Here is a 14,750-nt window from a genome sequence, read left to right on the forward strand (position 1 = left end):
GCCGCCGATGAGCCTGCGGGACTTCTTGGAACGGTTCCGTCCGGCGGGAACGCCGGGTGCGTCCGCGACCGGCGTGCCCGCCGACCGTACGGCGGAACGCGCCGCGGAGCTCGAACCCGCTCTCGCCCAGCTGTCGGATGTCCAGATGGAGGCGGCACGCATCCGGGCCGCCGCCGACGAGACGGCAGTGGCCCTCCAGGGCGACGCCGAGCGAGAAGCGGCGCGCCTCGTCGCGGCCGCCCGGGAGCAGGCCCCGGAGATGCGCCGGCAGGCCGCGGAACCCGTCCTCCAGGAGGCGCGGCGGGAGACGGACACCCTGCGCGCCGCCGGGGACCGCGCAGCCTCGGCGATCCGCGAGCGGGCCGGGGAGCGTATGCCGGTCCTGGTGGACCTCGCGGTGGCCGACGCCCTGCGCCTGGCGGACGGGCTGGGCGAAGCGCCATGACTGCCGGCTGGGTCGCCGCAGCGGCGCGGGCGAAGGCCCTCGTCGGCCGGTACCCGGGTGCCGGCGGAGCGCGGCGGATCGCGGTGAGCCCGACACTCGACGACGCCCTTCAGCATCTCGCCGCGACACCGTACGTGAGGTACACGCGGACGGCGGCCGGCTTGCCCGAGGCCCAGCGGGCGGTGTCCGCCACCCTGCTGTGGCACCTGCGGGTGCTGGCCGGCTGGCTGCCCCGGGGTGGTGCCCGTCTGCTCGTTCCGCTCGCCGCGGGCTTCGAGATCGCCAACGTGGTCTCCCGGCTGCCCACGCCGGAGGGTCGGCGCACAGATGCCCGGGAGCCGTACCGGCTCGGGGCGCTGGAGACGGCCTGGCGGAGCCTGGAGCACGCGGGGACACTCGCGGAACTGCGCGCGGCCCTCGCCGGCTCGCCCTGGGGCGATCCGGGCGGCGACACGCCGTGGGCCGTGGTCACCGGCATGCGGATGGCCGCCGCGCGGCGCACCGCCGTCGCCGTGCCGTCCGCCCGCCGCTGGGCCGAGGGGCGCGCCGTGCTGCTGACAGCCCGGGAGCTGTTCGTGCACCGCCGCGCTCTGCCGGAGGCCGTGCGGCGGAACGCGGCACGGCTGCTCGGCGCGCGGGCACCGGCCGCCGCCTCGTACGGGGAGTTCCGCGACCTTCTGCCCTCGGCGGCCCGTTGGGTGCTGGCGGACGTCGACGAGCCGGGCGAACTGTGGCGGGCCGAGAGCCGCTGGTGGCGGACGGTGCAGGTCGATGGCGCGGCGTTGCTGCGGCACGGCCGGTACGGACCCGGTGTGGTGGTGGGCGCGGTCGCGGTGCTCTCCGTGGACGCCTGGCGGGTGCGGGCGGCGCTGGAATCGGCGGCGCGGGGCGGGCGGCCCGGAGAGGTGTTCGATGCCCTGGCCTGAGTCGGTGACGCCCGTCCGGATGCGCCGTGTCGCGGTGATCGTGCCGCAGGCGGCCCTGCGGGACGCGCTGGTGCGGATCGCGGAGGAAGGCTGCGTGGAGCTGGACCGCGCCGAGGAAACGGCTTCGGGCTCGGCGGCCGTGCGGCTGCAACGGCTGCGGGGGCGTGGCGAGACGGCCAAGTCGCCGAGTGCCACCGCGGCTGTTCTGTCTGCCGCCGCACCCGATCTCGACCTTCTCGAACAGCAGCGCGATGTCGGACTGCTCGCGGGCGAGGCCCAATTGGAGGAGCGCGCGGAAAGTGCCGTATGGCGTGGGGAGGTGGCCGCGCTGGCCGGGTGGTGCCCGGCCTCGGAGGTTTCCCGCGTCGCGGGCAGGCTGGCCGCGGCGGGTGGCGCGCTGCTGCCGCTGGCTTCCCCGCGCGGCACCGATCCGCCGACGCTGCTGCGGCCGGGCGGGTCCGTCTCCTTCGCGCCGCTGGTGACGACCTACGGCACACCGGCCTACGCGGACCTCGATCCCTCGTGGCCGGCGGGCCTCGCCTACGTCGTGATGTTCGGCATGATGTTCGGTGACGTGGGGCACGGGGCGCTGCTGTTGCTGGGCGCGCTCGCGCTGCGTCTCGGGCGGCCCCGGGGGCCGGCCCGGCTGGGGCGGCTGTGGCCGTTCCTGGCGGGCGCCGGAGTCGCCGCCATGCTCGCGGGCGCCGCGTACGGCGAGTTCTTCGGTCCGACCGGCCTGTTGCCGGTGCTGTGGCTGAGCCCGCTGAGCAGCCCGGCCCGTCTGCTCGCCGCCGCCGTGGTCTTCGGCGCGGGCCTGCTGGCGGTCGCGCATGCCGTCGGCGCGGTCAACCGCGTGCGTGAGGGCGGCTGGGGCACGGGGCTGTACGCGGCTTCCGGCTGCGCCGGGTTGCTGTTCTACCTGGGGCTGGCGCTGGCCGCGACGGGCCTGCTCCTGCACCGGCCGCCCATGGCCGCGGTGGGGGCCGCGCTTGCCGTGGCCGGACTGGCGCTGGTGGCGTTCGGCCTGTTCCGGGCCACGGCGCGCGGCGGTGCGGGACTCGCCGAGACGGTGGTGCGGTTGTTCGACGTCGTCGTGCGCACGGGCACGAACACCTTGTCGTTCGCCCGGCTCGCGGCCTTCGGCCTCACCCACGCCGCGCTCGCCGACCTGGTGTGGCGCGGCACCACGGGCCTGGCCGGGCACGGTGCCGCCGGAGTCGTGGGCGCCATGCTGCTGTTCGCCGTGGGTACGGCCGTCTCCTTCGGCCTGGAGGCCCTGGTGGCCGGTGTGCAGGCCCTGCGGCTGGAGTACTACGAGCTCTTCTCCCGGATCTTCGAGACGGAGGGCCGTCCGTTCCGTCCCTGGCACGTTCCCCCGGCGGAACCTGCCGACCGCGCTGCGAAGGTGGTCCCATGCTCACCTGGCTGATCGTCCTGCCGGTCCTGGCCGCGGTGGTCGGCGCCGTCCGGCTGCTGCGGCGGCGCCGGGTCCGGCACGCCTTCCGCTGGCTCCTGGCCACGAACCTGGCTCTCCTGGCCGGCGCCGGTGTCGTCCTGGCCACGGCACTCGCGGGCCCCGCCCAGGCGTCGGCGCCGGCCGCCGCCTCCGTCGGGGTCAACGGGTCCGCTCTGATCGGGGCCGCCATCGCGGTGGCCGGAGCCTCGATCGGGGCCGCGATCGCCGTCGCCTACACGGGCGCCGCGGCGCTGGCCGCGCTGAGCGAGCGACCGGAGATGTTCGGCCGGGCGATGGTGATCGTCGGGCTGGCGGAGGGCATCGCCGTGTACGGCCTGGTGGTCGCGATCCTGCTGATCGGAAAGGCGTGACGATGGGCACCGTGGCCGCCATCGGCGCACGGACCCGCGTATGCGGTCTGGCCCTGGCAGGGATCGATGTCCTCGTCGCGGAGGATGCGGACGCCGTCCGCCGGGCCTGGCGGACGCTTCCGGGCACGGTCGGCCTGGTGATCCTGACGGCCGAGGCCGCCGAAGCACTGGAGGTCGCGGCCAGGGCGCCGGACCCGTCGCGGCCGCTGACGGCGGTGATGCCCTGATGACAGCACCCGTGAACGCGCTGGACCCCGTGCGCGCCGAACTGCTGCGCGCGGCGCGGGCCTCGGCCGACACCGTCCTGGACCGCGCGCGGGCCGACGCGGACGAAACCCTGCGGGCGGCTCGCAGCAGAGCCCAGGCGATGCTCGCCCGGGCCCGGGACCTCGGCGAGGCGGACGGTGCCGCGCAGGCGGACCGGGAGCGGGTCCGGGCGGTGCAGGACGCCTGGGCGGTGGAACTCGCGGCACGCGCCGAGGTGTACGCCCAACTCCGCGCCAGGATCCGCGCGGGCGTGCGCCGGGCACTGGCGGAGGGCACCGTCCCGTCGGCGCGGCTGGCGGAGGCGGCACGGGCCCTGTTGGGAGCGGAGGCCCGGATCACGGCCGCCGCGGGGGGCGGAGTGACGGCCGAGGTGCCCGGCCGACGGGTCGACCTGTCGGCGGACGCCTTGGCCGACCATGCCCTGGAGCGGCTGGGTGCGCGGGCCGAAACCCTGTGGGGGCCGCCGTGACCGTCCTCGGCAACCCCATGGCGGCCCCGACCGGCACCAGGACACGCCCGCAGGCCACTCGCGGCGGTGCTGCGGCCGACGGGACGGACGATGCGGCCCGCCCCAGCGTCCTCCGTGTCGCGGGCCCCCTTGTGGAGATCACCTGCCCCGCCACGGTCGCCATGCACGACCTGGTCGTGCTGGGCACCGCCCGGCTGCCGGGCGAGGTGGTCGCCATCCACGGCGACACGGCCACCGTCCAGGCGTACGAGTACACCGGCGGGCTGGCCCCTGGCCACCCGGCGGAGCCGCAGGGCCGTCCGTTGTCGGTGCGGCTGGGCCCGGATCTGCTCGGCGGCGTGTTCGACGGCCTCTTGCGCCCACTGTCCGGTGCGGGCGACGTGCTGCTGCCGAGCGGGGCGGCCCGCGTGCCCGACCGGCGCACGTGGCCGTTCACACCGAAGGTGGCCGAGGGAGCGCGCGTCGCGGCCGGAGACGTCCTCGGGGATCTCGGGGCGAGCGTGCCCCTACGGCTCCTCGTGCCTCCTGACCGCTCGGGTGAGGTGACCCGCGTCGCGTCGGCGGGCGAACAGCGTCTGCTCGCCGTGCTCGCCGTGGTGGACGGGCATGAAGTGCGCATGGCGCAGACCTGGCCGGTCCGCAGGCCGCGACCGGTGGCACGGCGGCTGCCGGCGGACCAGCCGTTGCACACCGGGCAGCGGGCCGTCGACCTGCTCTTCCCCGTGGCTCGCGGCAGCACCGTCGCCGTACCGGGCGGCTTCGGCACCGGTAAGACCATGCTGTTGCAGCAGATCGCCAAGTGGTGCGACGCCGACGTGATCGTGTACGTCGGCTGCGGCGAGCGCGGCAACGAGATGGCGGACGTCATCGAGGAACTGGCCGAGCTGACCGATCCCCGTACCGGGGGCCGGCTGGCGGACCGGACGGTGACGATCGCGAACACGTCCAACATGCCGATGATGGCTCGCGAGGCGAGCGTGCACACGGGCGCGACGGTCGCCGAGTACTTCCGCGACATGGGCCTCGACGTCGTCCTGATCGCCGACTCGACCTCCCGCTGGGCGGAAGCACTGCGCGAGTTCGCCTCCCGCATGGGCGAACTCCCCGCGGAGGAAGGCTATCCCGCGGGACTCGCCTCGGAACTGGCCGCGTTCTACGAGCGGGCCGCCGCTGTGCGCACCCTCGGCGGCACGACGGGCTCCGTCACGGTGATCGGCGCCGTGTCCCCACCGGGTGGCGACCGCACCGAACCGGTCAGCGCGCACACCGAACGCTTCGTGCGATGCCTGTGGAGCCTGGACCGCGACCTCGCCTACGCACGGCACTACCCGGCCGTCTCCTGGGCGGACTCCTTCTCCCGGGACGCCGCCGCGCTGGCCGCCGCCCACGCGCGGGCCGACGACCCGGAGTGGGCCGAGCGGCGCGGACGCGTGAGCCGACTGCTGGCCGATGCGGACCGGCTGGCCGATCTGGTCGAACTGGTCGGCATCACGGCCCTGCCGCCCCGGGAACGGATCAGCGTGCTCGCCGGAAGGCTGCTGCGCGAGGCCGTGGTCCAGCAGAGCGCACTGTCGCCCACGGACGTCTACAGCGCCCCCGAGAAGACCGCGGCCCTGGTGGAGGCCGTGCTGGCGGTGATCGACCGCTGTCTGGGACTGGTGGACTCCGGTGCCCCGGTGGACTCCGTCGAGGCAGTCGACTTCACACCGCTGCTACGGGCGCGCGAGACAGCGGGGCCGGCCCAGACCGCTCCGGTGGCGGCGGCCCGCGACACCGTGCTGGCCCGGCTCGGGGAGGCGGGATGAGCCGCCTCGTGGACGTCGAGTACACAGGCATACGGGAACTGCGCGGCCCTCTCGTGGTCGTCGACGGGGTGAGCGGGGTGGGGTGGGACGAGTTCGCCACCATCGTCCTCGACTCCGGTGAGCGACGGCACGGGCTGGTGCTGGAGGTGGACCGCGATCTCGCCGTGCTACAGGTGCTGCAGGACACGGCCGGCATGAATCGCACCGGTACCCGCGTCGCCTTCTCCGGCACGCCGCTGCGGATCCCGGTCGGCACCGGGTGGCTGGGCCGGGTGTGCAACGGGCGGGGCGAACCGGCCGACGACGGGCCGCCGGTGCTGGGCGGCGCGTACGCGGCGGTCGGCGGCGCGCCGATCAACCCGGTCCGCAGGGAACCGCCGAACGAGCCGGTGCTCACCGGCGTGGGCGCCGTGGACGTGCTGACCACACTGGTGCGGGGCCAGAAGCTTCCGGTGTTCTCGGCGGCCGGGCTGCCGCACCTGGAACTGGCCGTGCAGATCGCCGCCCAGGCGACGTGCGGCGGCGAGCCGTTCGCCGTCGTGTTCGCCGGCATGGGACTCACCCATGCCGACACGGCTTTCGTCCGTGACGGGCTGGCGGCACGCTCCGCCGCGCGGGAGCTGGTCCTGTTCCTCAACACCGCCGACGACCCGGTGATCGAACGACTGCTCACCCCGCGTCTCGCCCTCACCGTCGCCGAGCACCTCGCGTTCACGAACGGCCGCCACGTCCTTGTGGTGATGACGGACATGACGGCCTACTCCGAGGCACTGCGCGAGGTGTCCGCCGCGCGCGGCGAGATACCGGCCCGCCGGGCCTACCCCGGCTACCTCTACAGCGACCTCGCCTCCCTCTACGAGCGCTGCGGCAGAATCCGGGGCCGGCCGGGTTCGGTGACCGTCCTGCCGGTGCTCACCATGCCGGCGGGCGACATCACCCACCCTGTGCCCGACCTCACCGGCTACATCACGGAGGGCCAGATCGTGCTGTCGGCCGAGCTCAACGCGGCCGGCACCTATCCGCCCGTCGACCCGCTGGCCTCCCTGTCACGTCTGATGCGCAAGGGAACCGGACCGGGACGGACGCGGGCCGAGCATCCGGCCGTGGCCGCGCAGCTGATCGCCGCGCTGGCCCGGTCCCGGCAGGTGCGGGAACTCGCCGACCTGATCGGACGGCCGGCGCTCAGCCCGACCGACCTGCGCCACCTCGACCTGGAGGATGTCTTCCGGCACCGGTTCCTCGCCCAGGCGATGGACGAGAACCGGCCCTTGGAAGAGGCCCTGGACCGGGCCTGGGAGGCGCTGCTGACCCTGCCGCGCAGCCAGCTCGGCATGATCCCGGCCGACCTGCTGGATGCCCACGCCCCTCCACTGGAGGACGAGCCGCCATGAGCCTGCACGGGCGCCGCGTACCGGCGGGACGGGCCGGCCGGCTGCGGCTGCGCCGCGGTCTCGCCACGGCGCTGCGCGGAGCGGACCTGCTGGAACGCAAGCTCCGGCTCCTGCTGGACCGGGAGCGCGCGGCACGACGGGCGGCGGAGGAAACGGGCCGGGTGTGGCAGGAACGGCTGGCCGAGGCCGACGCCTGGCTGGTGCGCGGGGTGCTCCTCGGCGGCGAACAGGCGCTGGCCCAGGCGGTGCCCGTGGAACGGGCGCGCGTCGACGTCGAGTGGGCCGCGCTGATGGGCGTACGCCATCCCGCGGCCGTGACCTGGACGGACCCCGTCCGCTCCCCGGCGGAACCGACTCCGCCCAACACCGCCCTCGCGCACGCCGAGACCGCCTACCGTGCCGCGGCCCGCGCTGCGGCGGAGAACGCCGCCCACCGGGCAGCCGCCGAACTGCTCGCCGCCGAAGCGGAACGGACCCGGCAGCGGGTGCGCGCCCTGCGCCGGCACTGGATCCCCCGGCTGCGGCGCGAACTGGCCTCCCTGGAGCTGGCGTTGGAGGAGGCCGAACACGAGGAAGCGGTGCGACGCCGCTGGGCCGCGTCCCAGGGCGCCCGGTGAGCGCGGCGAGGGGCACAGTCGACGGCGGGCCCCGGCAGGGCCCGCCGAACGGCATCGGCTGCCGTCACTTGCCGTGCCGTATCTCGACGTGCTTGGCCTGCGCCTTCTCGGCGCCCAGGCCCACGCTGACGGTGAGCATGCCGTCGGCGTAGTCGGCCGTGACGTCGTCCTCGTTCGCGCCGGGCGGCAGCGCCACGCTGCGGCTGATCGCGCCGTACCGGATCTCGTTGTGGTCCTTCGTGACGTCCTTCTCCGTGCGTTCGGCCTGGACGGTCAGCACCCCTTCGCTGATGAGGACGTCGATGTCCTCGGGAGACATGCCCGGAAGCTCGGCCCGCATCACATAGCGGCCCTCCTCCGTGTAGTCCTCGATGCGGACCGTGTACAGGTCGCTCATCGTGGGCATCCCGAAGCGAGCCGGAAGGCCTTCGAACCAGTCCGGCATCTCCGGGAACGGGAACCTCTGCCTGCGTGTCAGCGTGGCCATCGCGGTACCTCCTCGGTGTGGTCGCGGCCGGCAACGCTTCCAGTCCAGCGCGCACGGTCCCCCGCCGCTGAGGCCGAACAGCCCACGCCTGGGTCCCATAAGTCCCTTTCGCCGCGGCGGCCCCGGGGTTTCCATGGGATCGGCGGCAGCATTCGTCTGCACGCCGCAGGGAGGAGGCGAGAACGATGACCGCTCCCGCACCCACGAAGAAGAACGACCGGACCGCCCCGAGTACCGAGGCGACCGGAGCCGCGCTGCGCGCCCGCATCGGGGACGAGATCGTCGTACGCGGCACCAGAGCAGGGGTCGTCGCACGGGACGGCGAGGTCGTCGGGCTGCACCATCCGGACGGCAGCCCCCCGTACGACGTGCGCTGGGCCGACAGCGGACGGGTGACTCTGTACTTCCCGGGACCGGACGCCTACGTCAGGCACCTGACGTCGGCACCGCCCCATGCGCGCCCAGCCGCCGGCACACCGTCGGCTCGGGACGAGTCGGCAGCGGGAGGCGGCCATGTCGCAGTCGAGTGACCGCCGGCCGATCGTGGTGGGCGTCGCTCCCGACCCCACCCAGCGGATGGCTCTGGCGTGGGCCGCCGACGAGGCCGCTCGCCGTCGGCTGCCATTGCGTCCGGTCCATGCGGAGGGCGTGCCGACCAGGGGCTACCGAGGGAGGGAGGTCCCACCGTCCTGGGAGGAGTGGAACGAAGCACTCCACAAGGCCGGGAAGCAGGTGCTCGAAGAGGCTGCGGCCTTCGTCACCACGCGGCACCCGCAGCTCGAGGTGGACACCCTGCTCATGGAGGGCGCCCCCGCGTGGGCACTGCGCGAGCAGAGTCGCGAAGCCACCGCCGTCGTACTGGGGTCGCGGCACCTGAGCCGGACCCAGGAGGTGTTCGGCTCCGCCTCCGTCGCCCTGCCGCTCATGGCCCATGCGCACTGCCCCGTGGTCGTCGTTCCCGAGGCGGAGCACCTGACCCAGGAGCCCGCGTACTACGTCGTCGGCGTCGACGGCAGCGAACGCTCCGTGGCCGCGGTCGACGTGGCATTCGAGGAGGCGGCCCTGCGCGGCGCCCAGCTGCGGGCCCTGATCGTCTGGCAGCCCGCGCCGCTGAGGATCTTCGACGAGTACGAGCCGCAGCAGGAGTGCCGCCGTCTGCTCTCCGAGACCGTGGCCGGCCGCCATGCCCGCTACCCCGAGGTGGACCTGCACCACGAACTGGTCGTGGGACATCCCGTGCAAGCGCTCACCGACGCCTCCGCCCACGCGCTGGGCCTGGTGGTGGGTACCCGGGGTCGCGGAGGCTTCACCGGCATGCTGCTGGGCTCGGTCAGCCAGGGTGTGCTGCACCACGCCCGCTGCCCTGTGATCGTCGTTCCGTCGACCGCGGGCTGATCTCGGGAGAAGCGCCCGCCGTGGAGTTGCCGTATGAAGGTGTCCGAGGTGATGACCGCCCCGCCGGTGGCCGTCGCTCCGCACGTCTCCCTGGTGGAGGCGACCCGCCGGATGGCCGAGTCCGCCGTCGGGTCGCTCCTCGTGGTCGATGAAGGAGTTCTGCGCGGCATCGTCACCGACCGCGATCTCGCCGTACGGGGCATGGGCGGTGGCCTGGAGCCGGAGGCACGGGTGGAGGCGGTCATGTCGGCGCGGGTGGTCACGGTCGACGCCGAAGACGACCTCCAGGCGGCCTACCGGACGTTCCGCCGCACCGGTGTGCGCCGGCTTCCGGTACTGGGCGGGGACCGGGTGGTGGGGGTGCTGACGATCGACGACCTGTTCCTCGACGTCTTCCGGCGTCTGGCCGACCTTCTGGGACCGGTCACCTGGAGTGTGCTCCAGGAGCCACCTGGGCCTCCGCCGGCAGCCGGAGCCTCGTACGAGTCCTGAACCGGCCTGGAGTCGCAGCTGACGCTGCCGGGACTCGCCGGGACGTACGACCCGCCCCGGCCGGAGGTGCGGGACGCGGTGCACGCGTGCCGCGAGCAGGCGTACGTGACGTCTGAGCCACCGGCCAGTGCCGCCCGTGGAGTGGTCGCTGTCGGCCTCTGGGAGGACGCTGGAGAGAGGTGATCCGCGTGACATCGTGGGCTGACCGGCGGAAGGGAGGAAGCCATGAAGGTCGGAGTGCTGACCGGCGGCGGCGACTGCCCCGGTCTCAATGCGGTGATCCGCAGCGTCGTGCGCAAAGGCGTTCAGGAGTACGCCTTCGACTTCGTCGGACTTCGGGACGGCTGGCGCGGCGCGCTCCAGAACATTGTTGTCCCGCTGGACATCACCAGTGTGCGGGGAATCCTCCCGCGGGGAGGGACCATCCTGGGCTCGTCCCGCACCAATCCCCTCAAGCACGAGGACGGCCTGCGCCGCGTGCAGGACACCCTCGCCGCGCAGGGCGTGGACGCGCTCGTCGTGATCGGCGGGGAGGACACGCTCGGTGTGGCCACCGAGCTGAGCCTGCAGGGGATCGATCTGGTCGGCGTGCCGAAGACCATCGACAACGACGTGTCCGGCACCGACCTCACCTTCGGTTTCAACACCGCCGTAGGCATCGCGACCGAGGCGATAGACCGTCTCCACACCACGGCCGAGTCGCACATGCGCACGCTCGTGGTGGAGGTGATGGGGCGGCACTCGGGATGGATCGCCCTGCACGCCGGGGTCGCCGGCGGCGCGAACGTGATCCTCATCCCGGAGCGTCCGTTCGACGTCGAGCAGGTCTGCGCGTGGGTGCAGAAGCGGTTCAAGATCAATTATGCGCCGATCGTCGTGGTGGCCGAAGGGGCCGTCCCCAAGAACGGGCAGATGGTCCTGAGGGACCAGGCGGTGGACGAGTTCGGTCATGTGCGGCTGTCCGGCGTCGGCGAGTGGCTGGCGCGGGAGATCTCGCACCGCACGGGCACGGATGCCCGCACCACGGTCCTCGGTCACGTCCAGCGCGGCGGTACGCCCAGTGCTTTCGACCGGTGGCTTGCCACGCGCTTCGGGCTGCACGCCATCGACGCGGTCAAGGACGGCGACTTCGGCATGATGGTGGCCCTGAGCGGTACCGACATCGTCCGCGTGCCCCTCGCCGACGCCACGGCCCGGACCAAGAAAGTCGACCTGTCGCTCTACGACGAGTTCGAGGTGTTCTTCGGCTGACCGTCCTGGCGTCCGCCGCATCGCCGCTCAGCCCCGCAGGCGCAGTCATTCGGCGTGCGGTACGACCGCCACCGGGCAGCAGGTGTGGTGCAGTACCGCGTGCGTGACCGGCCCCAGCCGTCCCTCGGCCGCATGGGGATCGGTGCGGGAGCCGACGACGAGCAGATCTCCTCTCCGGGAGGCGTTCACCATTGCCTGCGCGGGGTGAAGCAGGACGACATCGCCGCGGATCGCCACCCCGGGATACTTCTCCTGCCACGCAGGGCGTCCGAGAGTCGGAAGACCTCCTGGTCCTCCCAGGTGGCGCGGTCCTCTTCAACCACGAACAGCGTTCGTGGAGACACGGACTCGGCAGGCAAGGCCCACGCCTGAACCACGTGCAGAACCGCTCCGCGCGCCTCAGCGGCCGAGAAGGCGAAGTCCGCAGCCTCGTCGGCCGGACGGTGCGCGTCGAAGCCCAGCACCACCCGACCGGCGCCGTTCCCCGCGCTCGGTCCATTCTCGTAGGCACCGGCGGGCCGTGCGGGCACCAGCACGACGGGGCAAGCGGCTGCTGCCGCCACTCGCAGGGCCACCGAACCGACCGTGAGACCGTCGAAGCCACCCGATCCCCGTGTCCTGGCGACGAGCAGCCCGGCACCGCGTGACGCGGCCAGGAGTGCCGCGGCCGGAGCACCGTCGACCTGCTCACCGCGCACATCGATACCCGGGTAGCGCTCGCGGAGATCGGCGATCACCCGCTCGAGCAGCCGCTCACCCACGCCGCGCAAGGTATCCACGGCCGAGACGGGAACGCCCCCCGGAAGCGGTGGAGAAGCATGCACGAGGTGCAGCCGCACCCCACGCAACTCTGCCTCCTGCGCCGCCCAGTGGGCTGCCGCCAGACTGCCCTGGGATCCGTCGACACCCGCCAGCACAGGCTGCCTCATCGTGCCCTCCTTCACCCGGCACGCAGCCCCCCTTCTCCTCCACTGTTCCACGGTCGGGTCCAGGCGGCGCCCGCACCGTATCCGCGCGCATCCATGGCGACAGCGGCCTGCCGGAGCCGGCTCGGCCACGTGGATGCCGCTCAGTGCGTCAGGAGCATGTAGGTGTTCTCCGGTTCGTCCTGGAGGATGTGCGCCTCGCCTCTGATCACCGCCGCCCGCTGACTCCGCCGACCAGGCAACTGACCTGCCCGTCACCGTCCGTGCGGCCGCTGCGGGGAATGGCTTACTCGCAAGTCAGTACAGCGGAAGGAACTTTGTTGGTCCACGCCGTACCTCTGCGTCCGCTGGTTCTTCCGCGCACCTTCGTCATCCCAGGCCGCGGTCGTCACAGAACCGAAGCCGGCCGGCGTCTCGCCCGTCTATACGAGGCGGGGCCACAGAGCAGGAGATCCACACGACCCTCCATCGATCTCGCCGGAACCGCCAAGACCTCGTCTCACTGCGGCTCGGAACGGACGATCACGACCGGACAGCTGGCGTGCTGCGACACATGCTGGCTGACGGAACCGAGCAGGACGCGGGCGAACCCGCCCCTCCCCCGGCTGCCGACGACCAGGACCTCGGCTCCCTCGGCGGCCCGCAGCAGGACGTCAGCGGCATTGCCGTGCACCACATGGGTCCTGACCGCGTCGGCCGCATCCGCGCCCAGCACGCCGGTCAGTTCCTGCCGCATCCGCTGACGGGTCTCCTCCTCGTCGACGTCCATGTCAACGGCGGCCGTCGACCAGCCGTACAGGCCCGGCAGCTCCCATACGGCGACCGCGTCCACGGTTCCGCCGACGAGGCCGGCGTAGCGCACGGCCCAGCGCAACGCCTCGTACGAGGACGACGAGCCGTCCACACCGACGACGACCTTCGGCTGGGAGACATCCCTGTCCATGCGTCTCACCCATCCCCGGGCACTGAAGCCCGTTCGCCCGGTCCGCCCCCGCCTCCTCCACGCTGCGCGACGTATCGCCGCAATGCCAGAGGAGAGCATCCAGCGGCATGACGGACGCGGTTGCCGTCAGCGCCTACGGCATTCCAGCCGGCCCGGCTCGACGAGGTCCCACTCGTGTGTCCACCGGGCTTCACAGCGCTGCCGCCAATGATCGGGGGCACAGCGCATCCGTAAAGCCACCGTCCAGGTGACCTTCGCTCGCGCAAGGTCGATACTGCCCATAGACAGTACGGGCGCCCCCCTCCATCGGGCGGCCGACTGCACCTGACACCCCGTCACCGAAGTCAGCGTTAAGTCAGCGACAGACCCGCCACGACCCGCCTCGGACCGCAACGAACCGCCAAGATCGAAAACTGTTCTCACCGTCGGTGACCTGCGAAGACACAGGTCTTAAGCCCCAGTGCTGAGCTCGCGAGGAGACACCATGAAGATGCTGATCAACGTCCCGGAGACCGTGGTCGCGGACGCGCTGCGGGGGATGGCGGCGGCGCATCCCGAGCTGACCGTCGATGTCGAGAACCGGGTGATCGTACGGCGGGACGCCCCCGTGGCCGGTCAGGTGGCGCTGGTCTCGGGCGGTGGGTCGGGGCACGAGCCGCTGCACGGCGGGTTCGTGGGTCACGGCATGCTGTCGGCGGCCTGTCCGGGCGAGGTGTTCACCTCGCCGGTGCCGGACCAGATGGCGCGGGCGGCGGCCGCCGTGGACAGCGGGGCGGGTGTGCTGTTCGTCGTGAAGAACTACACCGGCGACGTGCTCAACTTCGACATGGCGGCCGAGCTCGCCGAGGACGAGGGCATCCAGGTCGCGAAGGTGCTGGTCAACGATGACGTGGCGGTCACCGACAGCCTTTACACGGCCGGCCGGCGCGGTACCGGCGCGACCCTGTTCGTGGAGAAGATCGCGGGCGCCGCCGCGGCCGAGGGGCAGCCGCTGGAGCGGGTGGAGTCCATCGGGCGCCAGGTCAACGAGAACTCCCGCACCTTCGGCGTGGCGCTCAGCGCCTGCACCACCCCGGCCAAGGGCAGCCCCACCTTCGACCTGCCGCCCGGCGAGCTGGAACTGGGCATCGGCATCCACGGCGAGCCGGGCCGGGAACGGCGGGCGATGATGACCTCCGGCGAGATCGCCGACTTCGCGGTCCACGCGATCCTGGAGGACCTCACCCCGCGCAGTCCCGTGCTCGTACTGGTCAACGGCATGGGTGCCACCCCGCTGCTGGAGCTGTACGGCTTCAACGCCGAGGTGCAGCGGGTGCTCGCCGAGCGCGGTGTCGCCGTGGCCCGCACCCTCGTGGGCAACTACGTCACCTCGCTGGACATGGCGGGTACCTCGGTCACGCTGTGCCAGGTCGACGAGGAACTGCTCAGGCTGTGGGAGGCGCCGGTGCGCACACCGGCGCTGCGCTGGGGTATGTGATACGGCGCCGGAGCGTCAGACCCATCTACCAC

18 protein-coding genes are annotated in these 14,750 nt (G+C 73.0%); 14 read left to right on the forward strand and 4 right to left on the reverse strand.

Annotated features, from left to right (window positions below; translation table 11 throughout):
* Window positions 1-7: 7 nt before the first annotated feature.
* From ACH45E_RS01355 to ACH45E_RS01395, 9 genes are read left to right on the forward strand one after another with little or no spacing between them, the layout of a single operon-like run.
* Window positions 8-445: a hypothetical protein gene (locus tag ACH45E_RS01355; RefSeq protein WP_361436428.1), complete on the forward strand. Its 438-nt coding sequence runs from the start codon at window positions 8-10 to the stop codon at window positions 443-445.
* Window positions 442-1,371, forward strand: coding sequence for a hypothetical protein (locus ACH45E_RS01360; protein WP_361436426.1), 930 nt, complete (start codon window positions 442-444; stop codon window positions 1,369-1,371). The genes ACH45E_RS01355 and ACH45E_RS01360 overlap by 4 nt, the downstream gene beginning before the upstream one ends.
* Entirely contained in the window at window positions 1,358-2,800 is a 1,443-nt protein-coding gene (locus ACH45E_RS01365; RefSeq protein ID WP_361436424.1) for a V-type ATPase 116kDa subunit family protein, read from the forward strand. Before ACH45E_RS01360 ends, ACH45E_RS01365 begins: the two co-directional genes overlap by 14 nt.
* The gene (locus ACH45E_RS01370; protein WP_361436422.1) at window positions 2,785-3,198 is read left to right on the forward strand and encodes an ATP synthase subunit C; all 414 of its coding nucleotides are present in this window, start codon (window positions 2,785-2,787) and stop codon (window positions 3,196-3,198) included. The genes ACH45E_RS01365 and ACH45E_RS01370 overlap by 16 nt, the downstream gene beginning before the upstream one ends.
* Before the next feature lie 2 nt (window positions 3,199-3,200).
* Window positions 3,201-3,425 carry a V-type ATP synthase subunit F gene (locus ACH45E_RS01375; protein ID WP_361436420.1) on the forward strand — a complete coding sequence of 75 codons (225 nt, stop codon included), beginning with the start codon at window positions 3,201-3,203 and terminating at the stop codon, window positions 3,423-3,425.
* Entirely contained in the window at window positions 3,425-3,934 is a 510-nt protein-coding gene (locus tag ACH45E_RS01380; RefSeq protein WP_361436418.1) for a hypothetical protein, read from the forward strand. Before ACH45E_RS01375 ends, ACH45E_RS01380 begins: the two co-directional genes overlap by 1 nt.
* A complete protein-coding gene (locus tag ACH45E_RS01385; RefSeq protein ID WP_361436416.1) occupies window positions 3,931-5,739 on the forward strand; it encodes a V-type ATP synthase subunit A in 1,809 nt (602 codons plus the stop codon). The genes ACH45E_RS01380 and ACH45E_RS01385 overlap by 4 nt, the downstream gene beginning before the upstream one ends.
* Complete coding sequence (locus ACH45E_RS01390; RefSeq protein WP_361436414.1) at window positions 5,736-7,130, forward strand: V-type ATP synthase subunit B; 1,395 nt, start codon at window positions 5,736-5,738, stop codon at window positions 7,128-7,130. The genes ACH45E_RS01385 and ACH45E_RS01390 overlap by 4 nt, the downstream gene beginning before the upstream one ends.
* The gene (locus tag ACH45E_RS01395; RefSeq protein ID WP_361436412.1) at window positions 7,127-7,747 is read left to right on the forward strand and encodes a V-type ATP synthase subunit D; all 621 of its coding nucleotides are present in this window, start codon (window positions 7,127-7,129) and stop codon (window positions 7,745-7,747) included. Before ACH45E_RS01390 ends, ACH45E_RS01395 begins: the two co-directional genes overlap by 4 nt.
* 64 nt (window positions 7,748-7,811) lie before the next feature.
* On the opposite strand, the gene ACH45E_RS01400 is transcribed toward ACH45E_RS01395, so the two are convergent.
* Window positions 7,812-8,234: an Hsp20/alpha crystallin family protein gene (locus ACH45E_RS01400; RefSeq protein ID WP_361436410.1), complete on the reverse strand. Its 423-nt coding sequence runs from the start codon at window positions 8,232-8,234 to the stop codon at window positions 7,812-7,814.
* A gap of 185 nt (window positions 8,235-8,419) precedes the next feature.
* On the opposite strand from ACH45E_RS01400, the gene ACH45E_RS01405 reads away from it, so the two are divergent.
* From ACH45E_RS01405 to ACH45E_RS01420, 4 genes are all read left to right on the forward strand, one after another.
* Window positions 8,420-8,764 carry a DUF1918 domain-containing protein gene (locus ACH45E_RS01405; protein WP_361436408.1) on the forward strand — a complete coding sequence of 115 codons (345 nt, stop codon included), beginning with the start codon at window positions 8,420-8,422 and terminating at the stop codon, window positions 8,762-8,764.
* A complete protein-coding gene (locus ACH45E_RS01410) occupies window positions 8,748-9,629 on the forward strand; it encodes a universal stress protein (protein ID WP_361436405.1) in 882 nt (293 codons plus the stop codon). The genes ACH45E_RS01405 and ACH45E_RS01410 overlap by 17 nt, the downstream gene beginning before the upstream one ends.
* A 33-nt stretch (window positions 9,630-9,662) precedes the next feature.
* Window positions 9,663-10,121, forward strand: a complete 459-nt coding sequence (locus ACH45E_RS01415; protein ID WP_361436403.1) for a CBS domain-containing protein — start codon at window positions 9,663-9,665, stop codon at window positions 10,119-10,121.
* Window positions 10,122-10,346: 225 nt separating this feature from the next.
* Window positions 10,347-11,372 carry a 6-phosphofructokinase gene (locus tag ACH45E_RS01420; RefSeq protein WP_361436401.1) on the forward strand — a complete coding sequence of 342 codons (1,026 nt, stop codon included), beginning with the start codon at window positions 10,347-10,349 and terminating at the stop codon, window positions 11,370-11,372.
* A 45-nt stretch (window positions 11,373-11,417) separates the two neighbouring features.
* On the opposite strand, the gene ACH45E_RS01425 is transcribed toward ACH45E_RS01420, so the two are convergent.
* The 3 genes from ACH45E_RS01425 to ACH45E_RS01435 form a co-directional block, all read right to left on the reverse strand.
* Complete coding sequence (locus tag ACH45E_RS01425) at window positions 11,418-11,609, reverse strand: universal stress protein (protein ID WP_399039740.1); 192 nt, start codon at window positions 11,607-11,609, stop codon at window positions 11,418-11,420.
* A complete protein-coding gene (locus ACH45E_RS01430) occupies window positions 11,558-12,301 on the reverse strand; it encodes a universal stress protein (protein WP_361436396.1) in 744 nt (247 codons plus the stop codon). The genes ACH45E_RS01425 and ACH45E_RS01430 overlap by 52 nt, the downstream gene beginning before the upstream one ends.
* A 496-nt stretch (window positions 12,302-12,797) precedes the next feature.
* Window positions 12,798-13,241: a universal stress protein gene (locus ACH45E_RS01435; protein ID WP_361436394.1), complete on the reverse strand. Its 444-nt coding sequence runs from the start codon at window positions 13,239-13,241 to the stop codon at window positions 12,798-12,800.
* Between the two features lie 484 nt (window positions 13,242-13,725).
* On the opposite strand from ACH45E_RS01435, the gene dhaK reads away from it, so the two are divergent.
* Window positions 13,726-14,718: a dihydroxyacetone kinase subunit DhaK gene (dhaK, locus tag ACH45E_RS01440; protein WP_361436392.1), complete on the forward strand. Its 993-nt coding sequence runs from the start codon at window positions 13,726-13,728 to the stop codon at window positions 14,716-14,718.
* Window positions 14,719-14,750 lie beyond the last annotated feature (32 nt).

The sequence above is a fragment of the Streptomyces sp. NPDC020299 genome (assembly GCF_044387825.1).
Classification (GTDB): domain Bacteria; phylum Actinomycetota; class Actinomycetes; order Streptomycetales; family Streptomycetaceae; genus Streptomyces.